We start from the raw sequence: 24,262 nt of genomic DNA, 5'->3' as shown, positions 1-24,262 counted from the left end.
TTCTAATAGATATGGCATATAACAATCGCCCATTTAATGTTCGTGTTTTTTATTAAATCTTTGAATCATTTTCATAACTCCATTTTCGGTTTTTAAATACGAACATTTCAACGCATACTTTTCACTATTCAGATTTGGATGCGCTCATTATAATGTTGTTTTAGTGTTTGCTGATAAGAATATATGATTAATTCTTTTTTCATTATTAACGAAAACTCCAATATTTTTTTAGAAACGGTTCATCTAAAGTTAGGTTATCTTAACCAGAAGAAAGGGGTCTCAACATGGAGTAAAGCTATTTTGTAATCTTATTATAGAATCTTTTATTGAGTTATTAGTTCATTACTTCTTAGTCATATCAAGTAGCTGTAGCTTTGTAAAAAAGATTGATTATATATGATAAAGATTTATAAAAATGTAAAAGGGTAGAAGTTTAATATGATAAAATATAAAGGTCGTAAATTTATTTTTATTGAAAATACAGTGAATGAAGAAGTTACTATACAGACTTTATTTGAATATAGACAAGAAAGAAATATCATCTCTGTATCGTATAGTGATGGAGAAATGATACAAGGGATACTAAGCGCAATTTAAAATAGGACAGCAGCTTAGAGTGTTAGATATAACCTTGTAAATGTAAAAAATAAAATGAATGGCTTGTTTCCGTCAAAAACTGCAGTGCAGTTCAATTTTTTTTCTCCTTTCATGAGAAGTTTTAGGAACGATGATATAGACAGTGAAGATAGGGGGATAAAAGTATGAGAGCAGTAATGGATCAAAGGAAATGGCATTGGCTGGACTATTTTCTATTACTCATGCGTACGGTATGGTTTACTTATAATGGCTACGCGATATTCGTTGGTACGATTGGATCAGTAAAGTGGATTTTACTAATATGGGCTAGTTGTTCTTACATATTTCCCTATCAATTTTACAGGCCTGGGCGTATTAAGTTCCAATATTATTTAATCGCCGAAGTGCTGTTAACGGGTTCTTTGTTTATTTACTTATCGAGTCAGTATGAAATATCAGTGACTTACAGTTTTCTACTCTTACCTATCCTTACTGTTGCTTATGCTTGTCAAGTTAAGCCGTTAATTTGGATAGGACCTTTCGTATTAGCTGGTACATGGGCCAGCATTCTCTTTACTAATTATGATTTCTTTGCACTTTTTATTGACACAACTATTTTTTATGGTATTGGCTTTTGTTTAGGTAGGATGACGATTGTCAATAACGCTAACAAAGAGTTAATTGCTTCTATTGAGGAAAAAAACAAGGATTTGGAATATTATTCAAAAAAGATTGAGGAACTGACGATAAAAGAAGAACGAAATAGAGTTTCACAAGATTTGCATGATACAGTTGGCCATATTTTCACCTCGGTCATAACAAGTTTAGATGCCCTTCCTTTTTTATATCAGGCAGATAAAAAAGAAGCAGAAAAAAGTATAAAAGAGATCTCAGATTTAGCGCGAAATGGATTGAATGATGTGAGAAAAACAATTCACCATATGTCGCCAACGAATCACCAAACCCTAGTTGAATCGGTGAAAGAATTGATTGCTGATTTTACCAAACATACATCAACAGATATAAAACTGAATGTCGAAGGGGATGTGACCGAAGTGGGTGAAAGAATAAAGTTTGCCATTATTCGTTGTATACAAGAAGGACTTACAAATGCGAAAAAACATGGTCAGGCAACTTTCATTAAAATACATATTTCGTTTAAACAAGAAGAATTGATTGTTGTTATTGAAGATAATGGAAATGGTTGTAATGAATTAAATTTAGGGTTTGGCTTACGCTCAATGAAAGATCGAATAGCGGCAGTAGCGGGAACAGTTAACTTTTATTCTAAATTGAATTACGGTATGAGGATAACATGTAACATACCTATGGCAAAGGAAGTTTAATTATAATGATTAAAGCGGCAATAGTTGAAGATCAAGAGATTTTAAGAAAAAGCTTAAAAATTGTAATTGAAAGTATTTCAGACATTGAGATAGTTGGAACTGCGGAAAATGGAGACCAGGCAATTGCTTTATGCGAAAAGGAAACCCTTGATATTGTTTTAATGGATATTCAAATGCCGGTGATGGATGGTGTAAAGGCGACAGATGAAATTAAAAAACGTTGGCCCAATATAAAAGTTATCATCCTTACTACTTTTCAAGATGTTACACACGTTTTGAATGCCTTAAATGCTGGTGCGGAAGGTTATATATTAAAAGCTGTTGATCCTGAATATTTAGTTCAGGGAATTAATATGGTGTATTACGGAGGTTCCCTCATTCCTCAACAATTAGCAAAAGAGGTATTAGGTCAGATACATTTAAATAATAACGTACACTCAGAACAACTTGACCATAATTCTATAAATCATCCATATGATTTAAATAATCAAGAATTAAAAGTTTTAAAATGTTTAACTCAAGGATTATCCAATAAAGCAATTTCAGAAAAGATGTTTCTTTCAATTGGAACTGTGAAAAATTATATTTCCGCCATTTATTCGAAGTTAAATGTAAAAAACAGATCTGCTGCTATTATTAAAGCAATGGAAGAGAGTCTAGTAGAAGATAAGAAACATTGAAGTAAAAGAATGTAGACAAAGTTAAATGACTTTGTCTACATTCTTTTTTTATTGTGATGAACTGGAACGTTTTCTTGAATTTGTTTACCATGGGCAATTCCTTCATTTACAGTCTCACAGTGGATCGTCTTTAGAGAACATCAATAACTTTTCAATAGCTACTTTTTTAAAGGAATAATATATATTAGCCAATGGTCATAAGTTTTCGTTTAATAGATATTACTTATTAATGGCTTACCGGCACTACAGTATATTACTTTTCATTTGTAGAGTAAAAGTATGAAATGAAATATAAAAAGGAGGTAAAAAAGTGCATGCTTAAATCCATTGCAACTTGTAACTGTTTATTTTAATGAAGTTGGAAAAGACGTAAATAAAGATAGAATAAAGTTCATTTTATAGAATTTGGGGGAGACGATGAAAAGTTTTAAAATATCAAAAATCGGAAAATTTATACTAATCATTCTTCTGTTTTTTATTACATCATTAGATGAGAGGGCTTTGGCAGCTGAAAATCATAATGATTTAGATGTTTCTAAAATTGATGAATACATGAACAATGAACTTAAGAGACAAAAAATTCCTGGTGCTTCAATAGCAATAGTGAAAGATGATAAAGTACAATATATTAAAGGTTATGGAATATCCGGTCCTAATGGAAATAAAATGACACCACAGACGCCAGTTGTCCTTGGCTCTGTTAGTAAATCATTTACTGCACTAGCCATCATGCAATTAGTAGTTCAAGGTAAGATTCAATTGGATAATCCTGTTCAACAATATATACCTTGGTTTAGAGTTGCAGATGAGGAAGCATCAAAAGCAATTACCATCCGGCATTTATTAAATCATACCAGTGGAATCTCTGAATATGATGGGCAACGCGCTATTTCCGAAGGTGATCAATCATTAAAAAAGCTTGTAGAAAGTTTAAAAGGACTGCACCTAGAAAAAGGAGTTGGTGAATCCTACCAATATTCCAATCTGAATTACGCTATTTTAGGTTTAGTCATTGAAGAAGTCACAAAGACTCCCTATGATGAATATATAAAAAGAAATATTTATAAACCGCTTCAAATGGTGAATAGTTATACAGACCCAAAAGAAGATAAAAACAATACGATAGCTACTGGCTATGAAACGATGTTTGGATTTAAACTACCAACAGAACAATTAAATCATGAAGGAAACGTTCCCTTTGGTTATCTCATTTCAAGTGCTGAAGATATGGCAAATTATATGATTACCATATTAAATAAAGGCCAATTTAAAGGTGAAAGAGTTTTAACAAAACAAAGTATGGATGAAATGCATCAACCATCATCTCTTATTGAGGATCATACCTATTATGCAATGGGGTGGGAAGTAGATAATGATGTGATATCGCATAATGGTTGGACGGAAAATACATATACAAGGGTCCTTTTTGATAATGAGTATGGAATTACCTTACTAATCAATTCATTCGATTATTTAAATAGTAACCAATATGATCAGATGGTGACGAATCTATACAATTTTGTTAAACACAATGAACCTCTGAAAAGCGAAGAGAATCCTTTTATGATTTATATCATATTTGATTTAATAATTGTTGTGGCAATAGCATTCGTGGCTTTTTCAATTTATAAAATATTCAAAGGACAAAAACGAAATGTAAAGCCTTTCAGGGGAATAGTTAACGTAGTGTCTTTGTTTATTTTTAACTTCTTACTACCATTATTAATATTGTATGAATTTACTTTTGTGGCACCATTATCAACCGTAACATTATTTGTTCCAGGTATTGGGCATGCTTTATTCATCATCTCATTATTCCTAATTATTATTGGCATAATTAAGATTGGTAAACTAATACGTATTAAGCTGAACGCAGATAAAAGCTCAAAAGAAAATAGGAGAGTAACTGAATTCGATGAAACTAATCATAAGATAGTATGATAAATTCATTAATTGAGAATTAAAAAGTTGAATTTTATAGTAACCATAATAGGGAGGGCGTTGATCCAAAGGATTAACGCTCTTTCTGTTGAACTTATTGTACTAACAGAGGAGGCTTTCAGAGACAATCTACCCAATAGGGCATTGTATTGAGTCAATTTCATAAATACTTTTCTTGTTAAAAGATACGAATATTTTTTAAATAAACAACGCATTTCAGTATTTACTTAGTATGCCACTCCAGATGGCGCTTTCCGCGGGCGAGCGTTGAGCCTCCTCGGAAGCACGTACCGTACTTCACTGCGGGGTCTCATCTGTCTCGCTTTCCCGCAGGAGTCGCCATCTTCCGCTCATAGTCAATATTCTAATACATATGACATATAACAATGGCCTATTTAATGTATATGTATTTTATTAAATCTTTGAATTATGAAATTGATTCTATTAAGTGAAAATAAATTGATTGAGAGTAGTCCATATTAAATCTTCCCAACCATCGCCCCTTTATAAGATAAGAAGGAATACCCTAACATAGCAGTAAGATTATTTCGAAGTATTCTTGTTTTAAGATTTATTTGGAAGCAAAGAGTACACGTTCGTATCATATGGGACATTATTTTGATACATATAATTTCTAAGAATGCCTTCTTTTTCAAATCCTAGTCTTTCTAATAACATATTAGAGGCTGTATTTTCTGTAAAAACAATTGCTCCAATACGAGTTAAATCAAGTTCATTAAATCCATATGATATAACTTTTAAAACAGCTTCACTAGCATACCCCTTTCCCCAGTACTCAGGTAAGAGTGCATAAGCTACTTCAGCCCTCTTATGTTCTGATGACCAATCTTGAAATCCAATAGTTCCAATAATCCCGTTTGTTTCTTTTAATTCAATTCCCCATTTAATTCCTCGTTTTTCCTTGAAGTTATTTGAAAAATTCTTAATTATATTTTTAACCTGTTCTTTATCAGTTAATGGTTTTTGCCCATAGTAACGTAGTACATCCTCATTCGAAAAACAATTTAATATCCCCTGTGCATCATCTTCTAATAGTTCTCTCAATACTAATCTTTCTGATTCTAACATTGGAAACATTCAACCACTCCTTTATATATAAATTTTATATTTCATTGCAATGTACAAGAAATGTTCATTACAATTCATACAGTATTTTAGAATTGTAATGATTATTTCAAATCCCTATTTTTTTCGTAATTTGAGGGAGTGTTACTATATTATGCGAATTTTGAAATTAACTTGTGTAGTGTTCCACGTAGTGTAGGAATATCATGTTGATCTATTGTGAAGCGTACATAAGATTCATCCATTTCTAATGCTTCAGATAAAAGCCCGCTTAATCCACGTGCTTTTCGATCAACTTGCATTAGTATTTCTACGGAGTCTTTTGCTTGAGCAGTAAAAATAATTTCAAGCTCATCTAATTGACCTTGGAAACTACCAACAGTAGGGACAAATTCAAATTCTTGTATAAAAGGATAAGGATTACGTAGTTTGTTGGATGCTTTCTCACATTCTACTTCACGAAGTCTGAAACCAAGGTTAGTAATTTCATCTAGAATATCCGAAACTAGGGGAGTAGGGTGAACTTCTATATAATCCTTATCCTTAGGATCAATAGCATTTGATATAGCTAAGCTAGTTTTAATCCATACTTTTGTATTTCCCATAGTGACAGGACAATCGATGGGAAGAGTAAATGAAAATGGCATAACTCTTTCTTCACTTGCTTGAATTGTAAATGGTTCATTCACCTGAACTTGTGTAATAGATGCATTTTCAATGTGCTTTAAATCATTAGACTCGTGTATATAAGAGGTATAGACAGTTAAAAAAATCGCATCTATATGTTGGTTAACATTTCCACCGTGAATTTGAACTTCACCATGAACGATTTCTCCAGCTGTAAAAACAGATTGTTCTAATTTTGTATCAACTTTTGCTGCTCCTATTCCAAAGCTTGCTAGTGCCTTATGTAGTAATGACATATGTTTCCTCCATTTAATCTATTTACATAATATACGTAAAACTTAATAGATGGTTTCAAAATAATATGTGCCATTGTTATATGCCATATCAATAAGAACATTGTCTATGAAGCGGAAGATGGCGACTCCTGCGGGAAAGCGAGACAGGTGAGACCCCGCAGTGAAGCACGATACGTGCTTCCGAGGAGGCTCAACGCTCGCCCGCGGAAAGCGCCATCTGGAGCGGCATACTAAGTAAATACTGGAAATGAAATATTATCCGAATAATAGAGTTGTTTATTTAGAAACTATTCGTATTTTTTAACTAGAAAAGCATTTATGAAATTGACTTATTAACGTAAAAAAAACATTAACAATTCAACTTTGTATTTCAATTAAAACATGTTCTGTTCTATTATTTCATAACATGGAATATGTGTTGTCCTTAGAGGGGGTTTATATGTATTTCCTAAAGAAAGGCTCAATAATAATAATTGGAAGTGTTTTTTTATCACTTGGAATAAACTTATTTTTAACACCTTATAAAATACTAGATGGAGGAATTGTAGGATTAGCATTAATTTTAAACTATTTATACAATTTGAAAGTCGGCCTAATGATTATTATTTTGAGTATGCCGATTTTTATTGTTGCTTGGTTTAGATATAGAACTTATTTTTACAATAGTTTGCATGGATTACTTTTGTCTTCTTTTACCATTGATTTGTTCAAACCCTTTCGCTCCTTAATTGATATTAGTGCAGTTTTTAGCTCGATATTAGGAGGAATCTTTGTTGGTACTGGCATCGGATTAATGTTACGACACCGTACAAGTACTGGAGGGACTGATCTAGTTGCTCAATTCGTAAGTGTTAAAACAGGAGTAAACGTTGGAATTGTTATTTTCGTGATTGATATCACAGTTATTATATTAGGGGGAGTATTAATATCCGCACATACGCTTTTACTATCAATTATTACTTTACTAGTAGTGGGGATAACAACAAGTCTTATTACAAGGAAAATTGTTCATACCTAGTTGAAGGTGGAACGATGAATAGATAACTTACACAGACAAGCTTTGAATATTAGAATCAGCAAAGCATGGCGAATGCCATGCTTTTTTGCCTGTTATACATTTATCGAAATTTAATTGTCACCCTTGGCTTCTTTTTTAGGATCAGACAGCTTAATTTTCTTCATAAAGAATGATAAAATGGCACCCAATATTACAAATATTAAGCCTACAAGGAATACGCTATGCAATGCATCAACTAATGTAGATTTTAGAATAGGGATCATCATGTTTTGAATTGAAGTAGGTATTTTTTCTAATGTTTCTGGACTAAGCAACATCGAATAGACCCCTTGAGGCGACTCTTTAATCATACCTTCAAATTGTTGTACTAACGCACCTGCTTCTGGTGGAAGCTTCTCTAGCGTAGGAACTAATTTTTCTGTTAACAAATTGGTTGAACGGTAATTCATAATCGCTCCCAAAATGGTCATTCCAAATGTTCCACCGATTTGACGGAAAAATTGACTGGATGATGTAACAACACCTAATTCTGACTTTGGAAAACTCTCTTGTAAGGCAAGGGTTAATATTGGCATGACTAATCCCATACCTAAGCCAAGTGTTGCCATAAAGCTCATTGCTACTAATTTTGTAGTGTCAATCCCCATTGTTGATAATAACCAAAAACCTAATCCCATGATAATCATACCAGTAATAATTTGTGGTTTAACTCCAATTTTTCTAACTATCTGACCTCCAAAAATACTTGCAACCATCATGGATACCATCATTGGAATCATCATTGTTCCAGATTGTGAAGGGCTCATTCCTATAATCCCTTGCATAAAAAGAGGAACAAACATAATGGCACCAAACATTCCCACAGACATAAGGAATCCAATACCATTTAAAATGGAAAAGGTCTTATTTTTAAATAAATGCATAGGTAAAATTGCTTCGCTTGATTTAGATTCAACTATTACAAAACTTGTGAGAAACACTGCAGAAATGGCAAAGAGCGAGACAATCTGCCATGAGCCCCAAGGATAATCCTTACCACCAAATGTCAAAGCAAGAAGTAAACTAACAACGCCAACAATCATCGTAAAGATTCCAGCAAAGTCTATTTTAATTGGTCCTTCTAGTTTTCTATTTTTAAGCCCTAAACTAATTAAAATGGCTGCAAGAATACCAACAGGCATATTAATGTAAAATACCCATCTCCAGTTGGCCGCATCTACAATCCAGCCTCCAATTTGGGGACCTATAACGGATGAGAGACCGAAAATAGCACCGAAAACACCTTGCCATTTTGCTCTTTGGGCACCCGTAAAAATATCACCAATAATAATCATTGCCATGGGCATCATTACGCCTCCGCCTAACCCTTGAATCCCGCGAAAAATGATTAATTGGGTCATGGAGTTTGCCATTCCGCAAAGAGCAGAGCCAATCAAGAATATAATAATCCCCGTAACATACACGGATTTGCGCCCAATCATATCTGCCAATTTACCTGCAACTGGTACAACGGTAGTGGATGTTAGCATGTAGGCTGTTGTAAGCCATGTCATGACACCTAATCCTCCAAGTTCCCCTACAATTCTTGGCATAGCGGTTCCAACAATTGTATTATCAAGTGCAGCAAAAAGCATAGCAACTAATAAACCGACGATCAATAGCCCCCGATGTTTGGTACTCTCATCTTCAAAAGCTACTGCTTTCTGATTATCCATTTAAACCAACTCCTATAAAATATAAACTCATATATAACTTTGTATTTACACCTTGATATTTATTTTTCATAATCAACTTTTTCTTCATATATAGCCTACTCGTGAATTGGATTAAACATTTAATTTAATTTTTTACATCGTTGTAAATATTCATCATTTTTTAAGACATCAAATTTGCAGTTTAAGCTGATTTTCTAGCTTCGCCATTAAACTTTCGGAACTCTTAATTCTTGTGTTAATGTGTTCAGTTTGATTATAATCATGCAAATATTTTGTTTCTTCATCCATAATAGTAATTTTTACTTGTTTTACTACCCATCAACTTATCAGAGAGTTGGTGGGTTTTTTGTACCGCCTTTAGTAAAATAAAAGTAATATAAAGGGAATTATTATTTTTACTGGATTTAAATGAACTTTTTGTTTTACTCATTTGTATAGTAAATGAAAAAGAAAAAATTTGAAGGATAGGTGATCATTATGGGAATAGGTTGGATTGTATCGTTAATAGTTAATGGAATAATAGTATCTCTTATTGCAGCAATTATGCCTTCTATGGATCGAAAATATATTGTACGCAATAACAGAAAAATTGACTATAAAAAAACAACGATTTTTTTGCGATGGAATGTTTTTGATACATTAACCCTTATTTTGGCTATTTATACAATGATTTGTGTGCAAGTTTTAAATCTGTTGCTATCATTCAATCAATCAGTTGAAAATCCTTATGTTCAATTTTTTACGAACCAATCGCAAGTATGGGTGCTCGTAACGATTCTTTATTTAATTTCACGTGTTTCAGTCACTTTAAAATCGATTAAAGCTCATTTGGAGGATGAGCTAAATGAAAAGCAATGAAGAGTGGATGGAGTCATATAAACAAGGAGATTTAGAGGCATTCACCTTGTTATATCAACAATTATATGAGCCTCTTTATTGTTTTTTATACCGTTATACATGTGAGGAACAACTAAGTATGGACATTGTTCATGATACGTTTGAAAAATTGCAAAAAGTAAAATATGATTATGATAGCCAAAAAGGATCCGTGAAATCTTATGTCTTTCAAATCGCATATCGTTTACTAATCAATAAATTAAATAGGCGAAAAAAATGGCGAACTTTATTGCCATTTTTAGTACCAATTGCAGTTACATATTTTTCACCAGATGAAAAGTTAGCTGTTCAACAGGCGATTGCTAATTTACCTGAAAAGCAAAAAGCGGTCATTTTATTGGCGTATTATCATGATTTAACGCAAGAAGAAATTGCTCGGATTTTATCCATTCCAATTGGTACTGTAAAGTCAAGATTGCATAACGCGATCAAATCTTTAAAAGAGGAACTAGGGGAGGTTTGTTATGCTGAAAGAAGAGTTCAATAAAGAAAAAACGTTGAAAAATCGACTCGATGAATATGAAGTGAAAATACCGAACGAACTAAGCCAATTTAAACTGAATAGATGGCAACGTTTTATTGGATACTTAGCATCTCCTACGCAAGATCCATTAGAAGAAATACATTCTTCATTAACCGGTTTTAAAGTATTAAGAATTTCTCCGATTGTTGGTGCAATATGTATTACAATTTATCAGCTATTTATGTTGTATTAATCTAAGTATACAATGACAAGAGAATTGAAATTTATTGACAATTCGAATAATTACGCTAAAATAGATATCAAGATTTGCATAACAAAGAATTGTTTATAACAATTTGGAGTATAAGAGTAAAAGCGTTGAAGAGAACGAGTAATTTTAATGGAACTTACAGAAAGTAGCCGGTAGATGAGAGGCGCGAAGGAAAATTAAAATGAATACATCTTGGAGCTGCGTACCGAAATTTAGTAGGCTACGACGGGTTTGCATCCGTAATCAATGCAAAGGTATCGCAATTTAGCCGTACCTATTGAGAAGGGTTATGTGAATAACTCTTAAATTAAGGTGGTAACACGTTCATACACGTCCTTTAGGTTAATTCCTAAAGGGCGTTTTTATTTTGCTCTTATAGAACTTGCAATATTAATTCAAATTTAAGGAGTTGTATTGTATGTTTTTAAAACCAGAGGAACAATTAGAGATTATTCAAAAGGGTGTAGACAAGATAGTTAATGAAGAAGAGTTATTAGCAAAATTGGAACATTCTTTTAAAGAACAAAAACCTTTAACGATTAAGCTTGGTTTAGATCCTTCTGCCCCAGACATTCATTTAGGGCATGCTGTAGTTCTACGAAAAATTAAACAAATGCAAGATTTAGGACATCGCGTTGTCATTATTATTGGTGATTTTACAGGTCGTATAGGAGACCCAACAGGAAAAGTAAAAGGTCGCGTCGCATTAAGTGATGAAATTGTAAAGGAAAATGCTAAAACCTATTATAAGCAAATTTTTAAAATATTAGATGAAGAAAAAACAACTATACGTTTTAATAGTGAGTGGTTATCAAGATTAACATTTGAAGAAGTCATCAAATTAGCAGCAACAACTTCTGTTGCGCGTATTTTAGAACGTGATGATTTCCAAAAACGATATAACAATCAAGTACCAATTGGTATCCATGAATTCTTCTATCCATTAATGCAAGCGTATGATTCAGTCGAAATTTCTGCTGATATTGAATTAGGAGGTACAGACCAAACGTTTAATATATTAATGGGACGTACATTACAAAAGCATTTAGGGCTCGAAAAACAAATCGCCATTTTCATGCCGTTATTAGAAGGTTTAGACGGTATCGAAAAAATGAGTAAAAGCTTAGGAAATTATATTGGAGTAAATGAAGCACCAGAGGTAATGTTCAAAAAAGTAATGGAAGTGCCTGATGCATTAATTATTAAATACTTTGAACTTGCAACAGATGAGCATCCTAAAGTGATTAAGAAATTGAATAATAGATTATCAAAAGGTGAAAATCCACGAGATATAAAACTAGAATTGGCAGAAATTATTCCTACTTTATACCATGGGGAAGAGGCTATGAGGAGGGCAAAGCAATATTTTGAAACAGCATTTCAAAAGAAACAAATCCCTGATAACATTCCCTCCATTTTAATTGAAATAGGAAAAGAATCTGTACTTGATATTATTCCTTCTTTAATTGCTAAAGACTATATTAAAAGTAAAAGTGAATTTACGCGATTAATTAAACAAAATGGCGTTTCTTTAAATGGTGAAAAAATTACAGAAGATGAAACTGACAAAATTTTAATGAATGACGATTTTTTACAAATTGGGAAGAAACGATTCATAAAATTTATTAAATAAAGGTCTAAGATGGAATATTTGTTTTCTAAAACTATATCGCTAAGAGGCGAGAGTTTTTTTATTATAATCTCATTTTGTAAAAATTAGGAATATAAGTTAGAATAAACGAAGTATATATAGTGAAAAAATATAATTAATTTCAAAATTGCAGTTACAATCTTTATTTAAAAAATAACTATTATGAATTTCAGTTCATAGTATTAAATTATGGAATATTAGTTCCTTAGTTTTTGAGAAAGGAGGTTGCTTTCCGGGGAGGAGTTAGGCTTTCTAGATGTTGCTCAGCCCATGGCTCCTTTCGCTCTTGCTTTGAGGTCGCTAAAAAAGTAAAAAAAGCTTAATTTTTATAATGAAAATCTTGTATGCCCATCTTGGTTGAAGTGGAATTAGCAGAGACTCCTGTGGGAAAACGAGCTAGACGAGACCCCGGAGCGAAGCGAGGAGGCTCGTCAGTTCGCCCACGGAAAGCGGAGCTAATTCCACTTCATTCAAAAGCAGATATAAAAATTTGCGGCCTCTCTTGCTTTCCCACATTTACTCAAACAGAGCTTTAAAAAAGGTAGCATGTTCGAACTTTTTGCAAGACTTAGAATATGAAATTGATTGAAAGTGTATCTAAACAGTTTTATTATTTGTACTTTAAATAACCATTAAGTAAAGCAAGAGGTGCCTTATATTGAAATATACATACTATCTTTTATCTCTTATTCCAGTAGCATTTTTATTTCATTTTTATGAATATGGGCAACACGTTAAAGGGGAAGAAGCGAAATATTTATTTTTAACTTGGATTTTTTATATCCTCATAACTGGTATTTTGTCTGTACATACGAAAAAGCGTAATGTAATAGTATCCCAAATAGCTTCTTGTGTAATTTCTATTATATTAGCGAAACTATGGATAAAAGAAGATTATTGGTTTGCGCCATTTGGAAGAGATATTGCTGTAGTTTGGATTGCCGGAATTACTTGTATTGGACAACTGATCATAAGGGCTTTCGTAAATTTTTCAAAAAAAGGTAACCCATAATCTCCCGTTATTTCAAAAATTCAAGCGATATGTATGACAATTTTTCAATTATTAGTGCAGTAATATATGGTCAACAATGTTAATATTCCGCAATAAAATTATAGGGGGAAGCATATGAGAATTAAATTTAACGATTTTTTTAAAGAAGAATTAACTGTTTATGAAATCCAATCTGCTCTAGAAAAAGGTGAAATAACATCGAAAGAGTTAGTTATGTATTATCTTTCAAGAATTGCCAAGTATGATCAGAGTGGGTCGAAATTAAATTCTATTCTGGAAATTAATCCTGATGCAATATTTATTGCAGAAGCACTAGATCATGAAAGAAAAACAAAGGGCATAAGAGGGCCTTTACATGGCATACCGATTCTTTTGAAAGACAATATTGAAACTAATGATTCCATGCATACGAGTGCTGGAACACTTGCACTAGAAAATTATCTTAGTAATCGCGACGCATTTCTTGTGGAAAAACTACGTCAATCAGGTGCAGTAATAATGGGTAAAACAAATATGACAGAACTAGCTAATGGAATGGCAACTAAAATGTGGGCAGGCTATAGTGCAAGGGGAGGGCAAGTATTAAATCCCTATGGTGATGCAGACCTTTTTGTTGGGGGATCGAGCACAGGATCTGCAGTTGCAGTTGCTGCAAATCTCACAGTGTTATCTGTTGGTACGGAAACAGATGCTTCTATTCTTAGTCCAGCGATTCAAAATTCAGTAGTTGGCATTAAGCCCACAGTTGGTCTAATCAGTAGAACAGGAATTATTCCATTTACTTATTCACAAGATACTGCGGGACCTTTTGCAAGAACAGTTACTGACGCAGCTATTTTATTAAGTGCTTTAACAGGTGTTGATAAACTTGATGCAGCTACATATAAAAGTGATGGAATTGCTAGTCATGATTATACCTCCTTCTTAGATTCTAAAGGATTAAAAGGAGCAAGAATTGGTGTATTCAATAAAGCTTCTAATGAATATTATAACTCTGGAGAATACAATGAAAATTTATTTGAAAATGTGATTCAAATTTTAAAAAATGAAGGAACAGAAGTTATTGAAGATATCGAAATTCCTTCTTTCTATAGTGATTGGAGTTGGGGTGTAAATAAATATGAACTAAAACATAGCTTAGAAAATTATTTATCTAGATTACCTTCCTACATTCCAGTACATTCTATTAAAGAATTAATAGAATTTAACAAGAAACATGAAGGACAAGCATTAAAATATGGTCAAGATAAATTGGAGGAAAGACAATTTTTAACAAACACTTTAAGAGATCCTGAATATTTGAATGCGAAATTAGATGATCTGTATCTGTCTCAAGAAATGGGCATTGATTATGCACTTAAAGAATATAATCTAGATGCAATATTATTTCCATCTTATATTGGTTCCACTATAAGTGCTAAGGCAGGGTATCCATCTATAGCAGTACCTGCAGGCTATATGAAGAATGGAAGACCTTTTGGTATTACTTTTGCAAGTACAGCTTTTAGTGAAGGAACATTAATTAAGCTTGCATTTGCTTTTGAACAAGCAACAAAAAGCAGAAAAGCACCGGAATTATAAGACACTAAATCTTAGTATCATATCCGAGAGAGAAAAAACATTATATCGGAATTTTTAAGAATAAGGCCCGTTTAGCTTAATTGATGATTTTCTTCAAGTAAATAATGTTAAGTAACAATAAAGTTCTATATTATACAAAAAAGATGTATACTGTTTTAAATCGTATTTAAAAGGATTTTTCCTCTTAAATACGATTTTTTGTGTAGCTTTGACTCGTTCAAAAATTATAATGTTTTAACTTGCTCAATTTTTAATCCGAAAATTTGAGGTGGTTCAATTTTATTCATTTGTAAATATGTAGAGATTTGTCCACGATGATGGATTTCATGTTCAGGAATTGCCATAAGTATTCTCCACACACTAACTTCATGACCATGCAGGGTCATAACCTTTTTTGTCAACACATCGTTTCCAACTTTTAATAAACCCTCTGTTAGTTTAATCTGACATTCTTCTAAATAATTGGAAATATCCTTAATAGATGCCCCTTTATCAGTATCATGTCCAGTGTATGTCCACGAACCATATTCAAATATACCAAGAAACATCAATCGAGATGATGCGATATGTCGCAATAAATCACCTGTAGAAAATTTATCATCAGAAGGCTTCCAATCTAGGAGTTCATTAGGTATTACTTTCACATATTGCATCGTTCGTTTATGGATCCCATCTAAATATTTTACATATTCCTTTATATCATGAATCATGTCGTCACTCTCCAGTTTTCTGACTTTTATTACTATATATTCTTTATCCTGTGGAAATAATCCTTTAACGGCAACATTTATTTCTGCATCCCGGTTAAAAGGTCATATTTCCAATACCAACTTTTTATGATGGTATGGCTTAAAGTGAGTAAAGATACAAAAAAATTTTAAGCTAAAAGGAGAGTAAAGCTCATTAATAAGAATATTATTGACAAAGTCAGTAAAGAAGTATAAGATTATAAATCGTAACCATTACTATTTGATGAATGGGATTTATATGTTTTTAGATTGCTTTTAATCAGGAGATATAAAATTCATTCTACAAAAATTAACGAAGAATAATCTTTTTGATACAGAGTACTCGAATGCAAGAAAGAACATTATATTTTTTTGATTTTTTTAAATCGTAACAATTACTATTTAGGAGGATGAGATTTTTGAATAGAAAAATTCCAGTTACTGTTTTAAGTGGTTATTTGGGTGCAGGGAAGACAACCATTTTAAATCATGTATTACAAAATGAACAAAATTTACGTGTTGCGGTTATTGTGAATGACATGAGTGAAATCAATATCGATGCTTCACTTGTAGAAAAAGGAAGCGGTATTTCAAGAACAGAAGAAAAATTTGTTGAGCTATCAAATGGTTGTATTTGTTGTACATTGCGAGAGGATTTGCTGATTGAAGTTCAAAAACTTGCTGAGCGAGGAAATATTGACTACATAGTTATTGAGTCAACAGGTATTAGCGAACCAATTCCTGTTGCTCAGACATTTTCATATATCGATGAAGAATTGGGTATTGATTTAACAGCGAGTTGCTCGTTAGATACGATGGTAACAGTCGTTGATGCAAATCGATTTTGGACTGATTTTCAATCCGGCGAAAGTTTGTTGGATCGAAAAGAAGCTGCTGGTGAATTAGATGAACGAGATGTTGCAGATTTACTAATTGACCAAATTGAATTTTGTGATGTTCTTATTTTGAATAAATGCGATTTAGTAACAGAGGAGCAGCTAGAACGTCTTGAAAGGGTCTTACGAACATTGCAGCCGGAAGCTAAATTTATTCGTATAACTCATGGTGAAATTGATCCACATGAAATTTTAAACACAAAACGATTTAACTTCGATCGTGTAGCCAATTCTGCAGGGTGGTTAAGAGAACTTGAAATAGGTCATGAAAACCATACGCCAGAAACAGAAGAATATGGTATTAGTGCTTTTAACTATACAAGAACAATGCCATTCCATCCAAAACGATTTAAAGACTGGGCGGAGAATATGCCCCTTGAAATTGTTCGTTCAAAGGGAATCATCTGGAGTGCTTCTCATAATGATATCGCTATTCTCTTCTCACAAGCTGGTTCTGCTATTAATATTTCACCGATATCTTACTGGGTTGCTGCATTGCCGAAGGAGCAGCAAGAAAAAATTATTATCCAAAATCCCGAAGTAATGGATGAATGGGATCCGGAATTTGGAGATCGTAATACGCAATTAGTCATTATAGGTATGGATCTACCAAAAGATGAAATTACAAAACAATTAGATAAATGTCTTTTAACAGAAGAAGAGTTCAATAGTAATTGGCGTACATTGGAAAATCCTTTTAGTTGGGAAATGAGATAACAGACCACAGAAACAAACACACTATAATAGGCTTTTTAGGAAAATTATTAACATTACTCTATAAAAAATCAAAAGAATTATTATTTAAAAGAATTGGAGAATAGTATGAATAAAATACCAGTAACTGTACTTAGTGGCTATCTAGGTGCAGGCAAAACAACAATATTAAACCATTTATTAGAAAATCGCGAAGGAAGAAAACTAGCTGTTATTGTTAATGACATGAGTGAAGTAAATATTGATATGCAGCTTGTTGAAAATCAAGGCTTTTCAAGAACGACTGAAAAACTAGTAGAACTATCAAATGGCTGTATTTGCTGTACATTGCGTGAAGACTTATTGATTGAAGTGGAAAAATTAGTAGAACAAGGTGACATTGATGGCATTGTCATCGAATCGACAGGAATCAGTGAACCGATTCCAGTTGCACAAACTTTCTCGTATATTGATGAAGAAACCGGAATTGATTTAACGTCACATTGTTATCTGGATACGATGATCACAGTCGTTGATGCTAATCGTTTCTGGCATGACTATGAAAGTGGCGAAACATTATTAGAGCGTCATCAAACTGATGACCCTTATGACCAACGTGACGTTTCTGATTTACTAATTGATCAAATCGAATTTGCGAATATTTTATGTATTACGAAATCGGATTTAGTGACACCGGATTATTTAGAAATGTTCCAAGCTTTTATAAAAAAAATGAATCCAACAGCCGAGCAACATATTGTTCGGAATGGATTGATTTCACTAAATGTACTACTAAATCGTCATTTGTTTGATTTCGATGAAGCGAGTCAAGGAGCTGGTTGGATTAAAGAGTTAAACGAAGAACATACTCCTGAAACAGAGGAATATGGTATTTCATCATTTGTTTATCGAAGAAAACGGCCATTCCATCCCCAAAGATGGTTTGAATGGCTAGATAATCTACCTTCTGAAATTGTCCGATCAAAAGGATTCTTTTGGTTGGCAACACGAAATATGCCAGGAATGATTTCACAAGCTGGAGTATCTATTCAATTTCAAGGAGCTGGGCAATGGATCGCCGATTTATCTCCTGAAGAACAAGAGATAGAACTACGTGAAGAACCCATCCTAAAAGAAAAATGGGATCCAGTATATGGAGATCGACAAACAGAAATTGTTTGGATTGGAGTAGAAATAAATCGACATCAAATTGAAGAAGAATTAGACCAATGCTTATTAACTGATATAGAAATGACACAAGATTGGTCTCAATTGAATGATCCACTTCCTAAATTTATCGTTCATCAAGACTGATAGTTCATCAACTGAGTGCAAACTCCACTGCACTCAGTTTTTTTCTATTTATAAATTTAAGTTGATTTTAGTTAATCAGCTGAAGGATATGATATTAGAAAAGGTGAGTCTTTATGGCAAAACTATGTTTTCTGAATCCAAAGATTATTAAATAATATGAAATTATGGTGTGCTTCTATTGGGGTCTACATTTGTTAGTGAAATTAAGTTTGGATTATTAAATCAGAGGAATAATCGAAATAGTCAATAAGAACAATGGGGTAATTGGCTGGTGTGAATAGGGTATTGAACCGGACGCATACCTGCCAATCTTTGGTTCTGTGTTGGATAGCTATTATTCTATGATGGAATTGATAAAATATATGAAGGAATTTCGCGATAATTATTAAATAGAATGATAGAATCGAGCAATAAATCTTGATTTTCGGTTGAATAACCCCAAAATATTGATAATTTTTTATCAAATATTCTGGGGTTACATTTGTTTATAATACTCTTTTGGAGTTAGTCAATACAGTAGCTAATAAGTGTGTTTTAAGGACTTATAAGAATATCAATTGGATATATATAAGGTTTCTTAGGCTCTTTAATTTTCTTCCAACTAGCAACCTTAATAATTGGCAAACTAGCATCATTGTATGTGGTTATATCGATTGTTCCAATTGCTTCAATCCATGTATCTTCATCTAAATTATAAGCTTCAGGAAATTCAGAAAGAAATCCTAAAATACTTGCATCTGCTATGCAGTGTGTAATCAAGAATCTAGAGATTACCAACTGATTCTGCTTAAAATCATCTTCTTTTAATACAAAGCCTTTTAATTTAATTGTTTTCCCTTTATATTTTGATGGATTATCAATTATATCATCGTAATAAATAGTATAAAAATTATCAGTCATATTAATAATAGAGCCTTCTGAAAGTTTCTTTTTTAGTCGGTTATATTTTTTTCTGGAATCTCTTGTCTTTCAACTATTAGGCTAGGATCTACAGTATGTTCATTTCCATAAAGATTTTCGCCAATAGATTCATTAGATGTGACTGATTCTGCATATTCTTTTAATTTCGTATTTTGCGTTTTTTTTGAGATTATCATAACCCCACCTTTTTTCTCGGCTATAGAAGCATCAAGAGTTTTTGCGGGTATTAGAAAACCAGTAAGCAAAGGAACGGTAATGATAAAATATGAGAATAGTTTTTTTGAATTGGATTGTAATTTGTTATGAGAATGATGAACACAACAATTATGTGAATGAAGGTGATCTTTGTGTGATAACGAGAAAATTCTAGTAAATTGAACAACAAACAAAAAAAGAAATAAAATAGCCACAATTTTACTTAAACCATTATATTTTGGATTGGTGAATTTTTCTATTTCTCCGGTTAAATGTAGGTTGAAAATCATGGCAGAAAAAGCTAGTAAAATAACGGCTCTAATAGCTTGCTGAAAGTGAAATTTCATATGTTCCCTCCGATAAATCCTGAGAGTATAAATAAAATAGAATAGATTATGGAAATTATTGCAATTAATAAGCCTATTACAAATTTAAAACGAAAAACTCCTAGTAACATAATCGTATTCTTTAGATCAATCATTGGCCCCAAAATCAAAAATGCCAGTATAGACGTAGTAGGGAAAATAGAACTAAATGATGCGCCGATAAATGCATCAGCTGAAGAGCATAAGGAAAGAATAAATGCTAAAAACATCATCACGAATAATGAAGAAGCTAAATCATTTCCTATTTCAACTAGTGCCTTTGTAGATACATATGTTTGTACAAAAGCAGCTAAAAATGCACCAATTATCAAGTATTTTCCCATGTCAAAGAATTCATCAATTGAATGTTTTAACATATTAAAGAACTTTTTAGCGAAAGGTTGTTGTTCAATTTTTTTTAGTGTCTTATCATTATTAATTTTTGCTTTGAATTGTGAACCTTTAAAGAGTAGGCAGATTATCAAAGATACTATAATAGCAATCAGAAATCCTAATATCATCCGCAAAACAGCTATTTTTAAATTGTTTCCGAATGCCATATAAGTAGAAAAAATTACAATTGGATTAATAAGAGGGCCTGTTAACATAAAACCTATTGCAGCGTGTAGGGGGACGCCTTTAAAAATTAATCTCCTAACAATAGGAACGATTCCACATTCACAAGCAGGAAATAATGCCCCAATGGCACAACCCATTATGGCAGCCATAAATTTATTTTTAGGAATCCACTTTTGAATAAGCTCTTCTGTTAAAAAGATTTGGATAAACCCTGCAATAAGAACACCTATTAATACAAAAGGTAGAGCCTCAATTAGAATACTTAAAAATATAGTATTAAGGTTCATAAGTGAAGAATTAGAAATTAGCTGTGTATTGTAGCTTAAGAAAAATAATGGGATTAAAAATAGAACTAGAATAAACCAAATATTAATTAAGTATTTATCCACGTTTTTATCCATATTAACCTCCTAAATGAATCTAGTATAGATGTCGTCATTTTGTAAAGCGTAATGATTACTTATTAGAATAAAATATGTTAATAAACATTTGGTTATTACTAAAAATAATTAGGGTAACAAGTAATGTAAATTAGCATGGCTTCTAAATAACTTGACCATTATTTGAGTTGGTTTCAATTTTTGGATATTATCAAGCACCGAGATGACGATACCACTGTTAGAGACTTAGAATGTTAAGTTATATTAAATAAAAGGAGGAGAAATACAATGCGGGAGAAAAAAGTTCGAGGAATTAAACGGAAATCTAATAATTTGATTAAACGAATTGAAGAAAATACGTTTGAGTTTCCAACAGAATTTTACAATGCTTATTGGCACCTGCATCTACCAGTTGCCCAAGATTTTATAAGTTCCTACAAAACGCCCAAAAAAATCAAACAACTCTGCATTCAAACACTATTGGATAGAGCTGTACATCTAATTGGATTGAAGCCAAATGATGATGAACAATTTCGAGTAGTGGTCGCAGTTGATTTACCTGATTTATGGGGTTCGCAAATTATTGTATTTAAAGGTGATTCCTATTTTAAAGATTTTTTCGATAGGAATGACGAATATCAAAAGTGGCTTCAGTTATCTAATAATAGAAACATTCAAACTGAATGGGGATTATCTGTTCATAATGATTTGCAAATATCAGGCTTTAAAGAAGTAATTACTGATGAGGATGGATACCACTATGAAGGTGAAATTTGGTTTATAGGGGAGATAAACTAAACTTAAAGGGAAATCTTTTATGTCCCTTTTTTAGCCAGAAAAACAACAATAATGAAGAGGGATGTTAAAAAAGCTATATTTATATGATTCAATAGCAGATATATACTATAAATGTTTGTGTAATTACACTTTCCATTCAATATGAATATTGATTATTTCGTTCCATTCCACTTTTCAGTTAATTGAGTTTACTTAATAAAGCTACCGCTACAATTTATAGCTTTATTAAATATCTAAGAAACAAGCGAAGCGAGAAATGATAAAAAGAGGTATAATTAAATAGGAAGAAACTCAGTAAAAAGAAGGTTGGATTTCAATAATGAACGAGCAATTAGAAGATTGGATTACGCGTTTTCAAAAGGAGAGAGATATCGAAGCTCTCGCAAGTTTAAAAGACTATTGTTACGATATGATTGAACCTTTAATAGTGGAATTTACGGAGAAATATGGTGAAGATGCAGGAGAATTATTACGTTTAAAATGGGATAAAAGATTTTATTTTATTTTTACAAAGTATCAATTGAATGTTGGCTTGCCTTTAGACACCTTTGTCAGAAATACATATCGCTTTTATTTTATGCAGGTTTTAAAAAAGGCTGGTTATTAAAATAGATAGTAGGGCAGTGTTAGTGAAACACTAAATATAGAAAAAACCTGGCTCGATTAAGAACGAGTCAGGTTTTTTGTATGTTATTGATAAATAATATCTTTTGCTAGATGGGTAAATACTTCACCTAAAATTGAGTTTTCGTCAAAACCAAAAGAACCTGTCTTTTCATCAGGCTGAGCAAATGGTATTTGAGCAATGACATTTGTATGAAGTGCATCTGCTAATTTTTCGGCATCACCTTGACCGAATAAATAATTCTTTTCACCATTTAAATTTTCAAAGTAAGCCATGTTTTCAACAACACCAAGAATTGTATGTTTGGTATGTTGAGCCATTAGATCTGCACGAGATGCAACATGAGAAGCAGCATTCTGAGGTGTTGTTACAATTATTTCTTGTGCTTGTGGAATCATTGCTACCACATCAATGGTGGCATCACCTGTACCGGGTGGTAAATCTAGTAGGAGATAATCTAATTCTCCCCACACTGTGTTGACAAGGAAATTGCGAATCCATTTGTTGAGCATTGAGCTACTCCAAATGACAGGTTGGTTATATTTTGTAAAAAAGCCCGTTGACATAATTTTTATATCATCACTCTCATCAGCAATAGCTGTTTGATCAAATATTGTTGGTTTATGATCGGTATTCATCATGGTACGAAAACTAAAGCCATAATTGTCTGCATCTAAAATACCAACTCTTTTTCCAAGACGGGCAAGGGCTACAGCTAAACTATTCGTGACTGTCGATTTACCGACACCGCTTTTATCACTGGTAACTGCAATAAATTTGACGCTAGAATTAAGTAGAAACGTTTTAGGTATATCTTTATCTAACGCACTTTTTGAATTTAAAGAAGATGTTGAACTGTGACGTTCATTTTGTGTCATTGAATCAAATTTAATCGAGATACTTGAAGCACCAATTTCTTTTAAAGTCTGTTCAATATCTTGTTGAATTTTTGTCTTTAGTGAACAACCTTGAATGGTTAAAATAATGTCAAGTGAGATATGCGTACCATCAACCTGAATATTACGAACCATATTCAAGTTGAAGATGCTTTTATGACGTTCAGGGTCATCAATTTTCTTCAGTGCATTTAAAATGTTGTCGTTTGTTAGCATATAAAAGAAATCACCTTCCTATTTTAAACCTTTACCAAGCCCTTTTAAGAAGTGAATGCCAAAGTTTAGAGCACGATTGATATCAGGATCTTTTAACAGTTTTACCAATTTGAAGACGCTAACTTTTTCATCAGACTCTACGGCTTTGTTTGCTTCATCTAAGCCAGTATTTAAACTCTCAACAAGTTTTGTTGTCGTTTCTGGGTTCATTTCAGTTAATACTCCAGCAACTCCCATTAAGTTGTTGATGATATTAGTAACAGGCTCACGAGTCAATTGACCAAGTGCAATATGAGCTACTTCTTCTTTTGCTTCAATTAGTTTTGTAGCTGCTTCAAGTGCTCCGATATCATTTAACTCTGCCATGATAGTAAAGACTTGATTAACAGTTTCTTCATTCTCAGAAAGTAGTTGTTTTAAATTCTCTAGCTTTTGTTCCTTATGTTGTTCTTCTGTTAATTGTTGTTTATTTATTGTTGTAATTGGTGTAGCCATT

At 32.5% G+C, this 24,262-nt stretch carries 23 protein-coding genes and 1 other annotated feature; of the genes, 14 read left to right on the top strand and 9 right to left on the bottom strand.

Going from position 1 to position 24,262, the window contains the following annotated elements:
• Positions 1-761 precede the first annotated feature (761 nt).
• The 3 genes from Q8X41_RS03175 to Q8X41_RS03165 all read left to right on the top strand — a co-directional run bounded on the left by Q8X41_RS03175 (position 762) and on the right by Q8X41_RS03165 (position 4,543).
• The gene (locus tag Q8X41_RS03175; protein ID WP_397538816.1) at positions 762-1,922 is read left to right on the top strand and encodes a sensor histidine kinase; all 1,161 of its coding nucleotides are present in this window, start codon (positions 762-764) and stop codon (positions 1,920-1,922) included.
• A 5-nt stretch (positions 1,923-1,927) separates the two neighbouring features.
• Positions 1,928-2,602 carry a response regulator gene (locus tag Q8X41_RS03170; protein WP_397538815.1) on the top strand — a complete coding sequence of 225 codons (675 nt, stop codon included), beginning with the start codon at positions 1,928-1,930 and terminating at the stop codon, positions 2,600-2,602.
• Between the two features lie 417 nt (positions 2,603-3,019).
• Positions 3,020-4,543 (top strand): serine hydrolase domain-containing protein, encoded by a 1,524-nt coding sequence (locus Q8X41_RS03165; RefSeq protein WP_397538814.1) that lies wholly within the window; start codon positions 3,020-3,022, stop codon positions 4,541-4,543.
• 564 nt (positions 4,544-5,107) lie between these two features.
• On the opposite strand, the gene Q8X41_RS03160 is transcribed toward Q8X41_RS03165, so the two are convergent.
• Together Q8X41_RS03160 and Q8X41_RS03155 are read right to left on the bottom strand one after the other, a co-directional pair.
• Positions 5,108-5,641: a GNAT family N-acetyltransferase gene (locus Q8X41_RS03160; RefSeq protein WP_397538813.1), complete on the bottom strand. Its 534-nt coding sequence runs from the start codon at positions 5,639-5,641 to the stop codon at positions 5,108-5,110.
• A gap of 140 nt (positions 5,642-5,781) precedes the next feature.
• Positions 5,782-6,552 (bottom strand): sporulation protein, encoded by a 771-nt coding sequence (locus tag Q8X41_RS03155; RefSeq protein ID WP_397538812.1) that lies wholly within the window; start codon positions 6,550-6,552, stop codon positions 5,782-5,784.
• 439 nt (positions 6,553-6,991) lie between these two features.
• Here Q8X41_RS03155 and Q8X41_RS03150 point away from each other — a divergent pair, with 439 nt between their 5' ends.
• Entirely contained in the window at positions 6,992-7,570 is a 579-nt protein-coding gene (locus tag Q8X41_RS03150; protein ID WP_397538811.1) for a YitT family protein, read from the top strand.
• Positions 7,571-7,680: 110 nt separating this feature from the next.
• On the opposite strand, the gene Q8X41_RS03145 is transcribed toward Q8X41_RS03150, so the two are convergent.
• Positions 7,681-9,285: an MDR family MFS transporter gene (locus Q8X41_RS03145; RefSeq protein WP_397538810.1), complete on the bottom strand. Its 1,605-nt coding sequence runs from the start codon at positions 9,283-9,285 to the stop codon at positions 7,681-7,683.
• 477 nt (positions 9,286-9,762) lie between these two features.
• Here Q8X41_RS03145 and Q8X41_RS03140 point away from each other — a divergent pair, with 477 nt between their 5' ends.
• From Q8X41_RS03140 to Q8X41_RS03115, 6 genes are all read left to right on the top strand, one after another.
• Positions 9,763-10,143 (top strand): group-specific protein, encoded by a 381-nt coding sequence (locus Q8X41_RS03140; protein ID WP_397538809.1) that lies wholly within the window; start codon positions 9,763-9,765, stop codon positions 10,141-10,143.
• Positions 10,144-10,150: 7 nt separating this feature from the next.
• Positions 10,151-10,669 (top strand): RNA polymerase sigma factor, encoded by a 519-nt coding sequence (locus Q8X41_RS03135; RefSeq protein ID WP_397540191.1) that lies wholly within the window; start codon positions 10,151-10,153, stop codon positions 10,667-10,669.
• Positions 10,647-10,898, top strand: coding sequence for a hypothetical protein (locus Q8X41_RS03130; RefSeq protein WP_397538808.1), 252 nt, complete (start codon positions 10,647-10,649; stop codon positions 10,896-10,898). The genes Q8X41_RS03135 and Q8X41_RS03130 overlap by 23 nt, the downstream gene beginning before the upstream one ends.
• A 116-nt stretch (positions 10,899-11,014) precedes the next feature.
• Positions 11,015-11,257 (top strand) — a binding site (T-box leader).
• A gap of 77 nt (positions 11,258-11,334) precedes the next feature.
• Positions 11,335-12,549 carry a tyrosine--tRNA ligase gene (gene tyrS, locus Q8X41_RS03125; protein ID WP_397538807.1) on the top strand — a complete coding sequence of 405 codons (1,215 nt, stop codon included), beginning with the start codon at positions 11,335-11,337 and terminating at the stop codon, positions 12,547-12,549.
• Between the two features lie 676 nt (positions 12,550-13,225).
• Entirely contained in the window at positions 13,226-13,579 is a 354-nt protein-coding gene (locus tag Q8X41_RS03120; RefSeq protein ID WP_397538806.1) for a hypothetical protein, read from the top strand.
• A gap of 114 nt (positions 13,580-13,693) precedes the next feature.
• Positions 13,694-15,160, top strand: coding sequence for an amidase family protein (locus Q8X41_RS03115; protein ID WP_397538805.1), 1,467 nt, complete (start codon positions 13,694-13,696; stop codon positions 15,158-15,160).
• A 224-nt stretch (positions 15,161-15,384) separates the two neighbouring features.
• Here the strand turns inward: Q8X41_RS03115 and Q8X41_RS03110 are convergent, their stop codons facing one another.
• Positions 15,385-15,870 (bottom strand): DinB family protein, encoded by a 486-nt coding sequence (locus Q8X41_RS03110; protein ID WP_397538804.1) that lies wholly within the window; start codon positions 15,868-15,870, stop codon positions 15,385-15,387.
• A 428-nt stretch (positions 15,871-16,298) separates the two neighbouring features.
• On the opposite strand from Q8X41_RS03110, the gene Q8X41_RS03105 reads away from it, so the two are divergent.
• Together Q8X41_RS03105 and Q8X41_RS03100 are read left to right on the top strand one after the other, a co-directional pair.
• Positions 16,299-17,501, top strand: a complete 1,203-nt coding sequence (locus Q8X41_RS03105) for a GTP-binding protein (RefSeq protein ID WP_397538803.1) — start codon at positions 16,299-16,301, stop codon at positions 17,499-17,501.
• A 105-nt stretch (positions 17,502-17,606) separates the two neighbouring features.
• The gene (locus Q8X41_RS03100) at positions 17,607-18,791 is read left to right on the top strand and encodes a GTP-binding protein (RefSeq protein ID WP_397538802.1); all 1,185 of its coding nucleotides are present in this window, start codon (positions 17,607-17,609) and stop codon (positions 18,789-18,791) included.
• A gap of 534 nt (positions 18,792-19,325) precedes the next feature.
• On the opposite strand, the gene Q8X41_RS03095 is transcribed toward Q8X41_RS03100, so the two are convergent.
• From Q8X41_RS03095 to Q8X41_RS03085, 3 genes are read right to left on the bottom strand one after another with little or no spacing between them, the layout of a single operon-like run.
• Complete coding sequence (locus tag Q8X41_RS03095) at positions 19,326-19,691, bottom strand: TIGR03943 family putative permease subunit (protein WP_397538801.1); 366 nt, start codon at positions 19,689-19,691, stop codon at positions 19,326-19,328.
• Between the two features lie 32 nt (positions 19,692-19,723).
• Positions 19,724-20,254 carry a DUF1980 domain-containing protein gene (locus Q8X41_RS03090; protein ID WP_397538800.1) on the bottom strand — a complete coding sequence of 177 codons (531 nt, stop codon included), beginning with the start codon at positions 20,252-20,254 and terminating at the stop codon, positions 19,724-19,726.
• Complete coding sequence (locus Q8X41_RS03085; protein WP_397538799.1) at positions 20,251-21,252, bottom strand: permease; 1,002 nt, start codon at positions 21,250-21,252, stop codon at positions 20,251-20,253. The genes Q8X41_RS03090 and Q8X41_RS03085 overlap by 4 nt, the downstream gene beginning before the upstream one ends.
• A gap of 267 nt (positions 21,253-21,519) precedes the next feature.
• On the opposite strand from Q8X41_RS03085, the gene Q8X41_RS03080 reads away from it, so the two are divergent.
• Positions 21,520-22,029, top strand: coding sequence for a DUF3916 domain-containing protein (locus Q8X41_RS03080; RefSeq protein ID WP_397538798.1), 510 nt, complete (start codon positions 21,520-21,522; stop codon positions 22,027-22,029).
• Positions 22,030-22,348: 319 nt separating this feature from the next.
• Complete coding sequence (locus Q8X41_RS03075; RefSeq protein ID WP_397538797.1) at positions 22,349-22,636, top strand: hypothetical protein; 288 nt, start codon at positions 22,349-22,351, stop codon at positions 22,634-22,636.
• Between the two features lie 83 nt (positions 22,637-22,719).
• Here Q8X41_RS03075 and Q8X41_RS03070 read toward each other — a convergent pair whose 3' ends face one another.
• Positions 22,720-23,766, bottom strand: coding sequence for a P-loop NTPase (locus tag Q8X41_RS03070; RefSeq protein WP_397538796.1), 1,047 nt, complete (start codon positions 23,764-23,766; stop codon positions 22,720-22,722).
• Positions 23,767-23,784: 18 nt separating this feature from the next.
• Complete coding sequence (locus Q8X41_RS03065) at positions 23,785-24,261, bottom strand: DUF1641 domain-containing protein (RefSeq protein WP_397538795.1); 477 nt, start codon at positions 24,259-24,261, stop codon at positions 23,785-23,787.
• Position 24,262: the final 1 nt, after the last annotated feature.

Origin of the sequence: Rummeliibacillus pycnus (assembly GCF_044359855.1) — a bacterium.
Taxonomy (GTDB): domain Bacteria; phylum Bacillota; class Bacilli; order Bacillales_A; family Planococcaceae; genus Rummeliibacillus; species Rummeliibacillus pycnus_A.
Note: the sequence above shows the minus strand (reverse complement) of the source record. Positions and strands in the feature narration are given on the sequence as shown.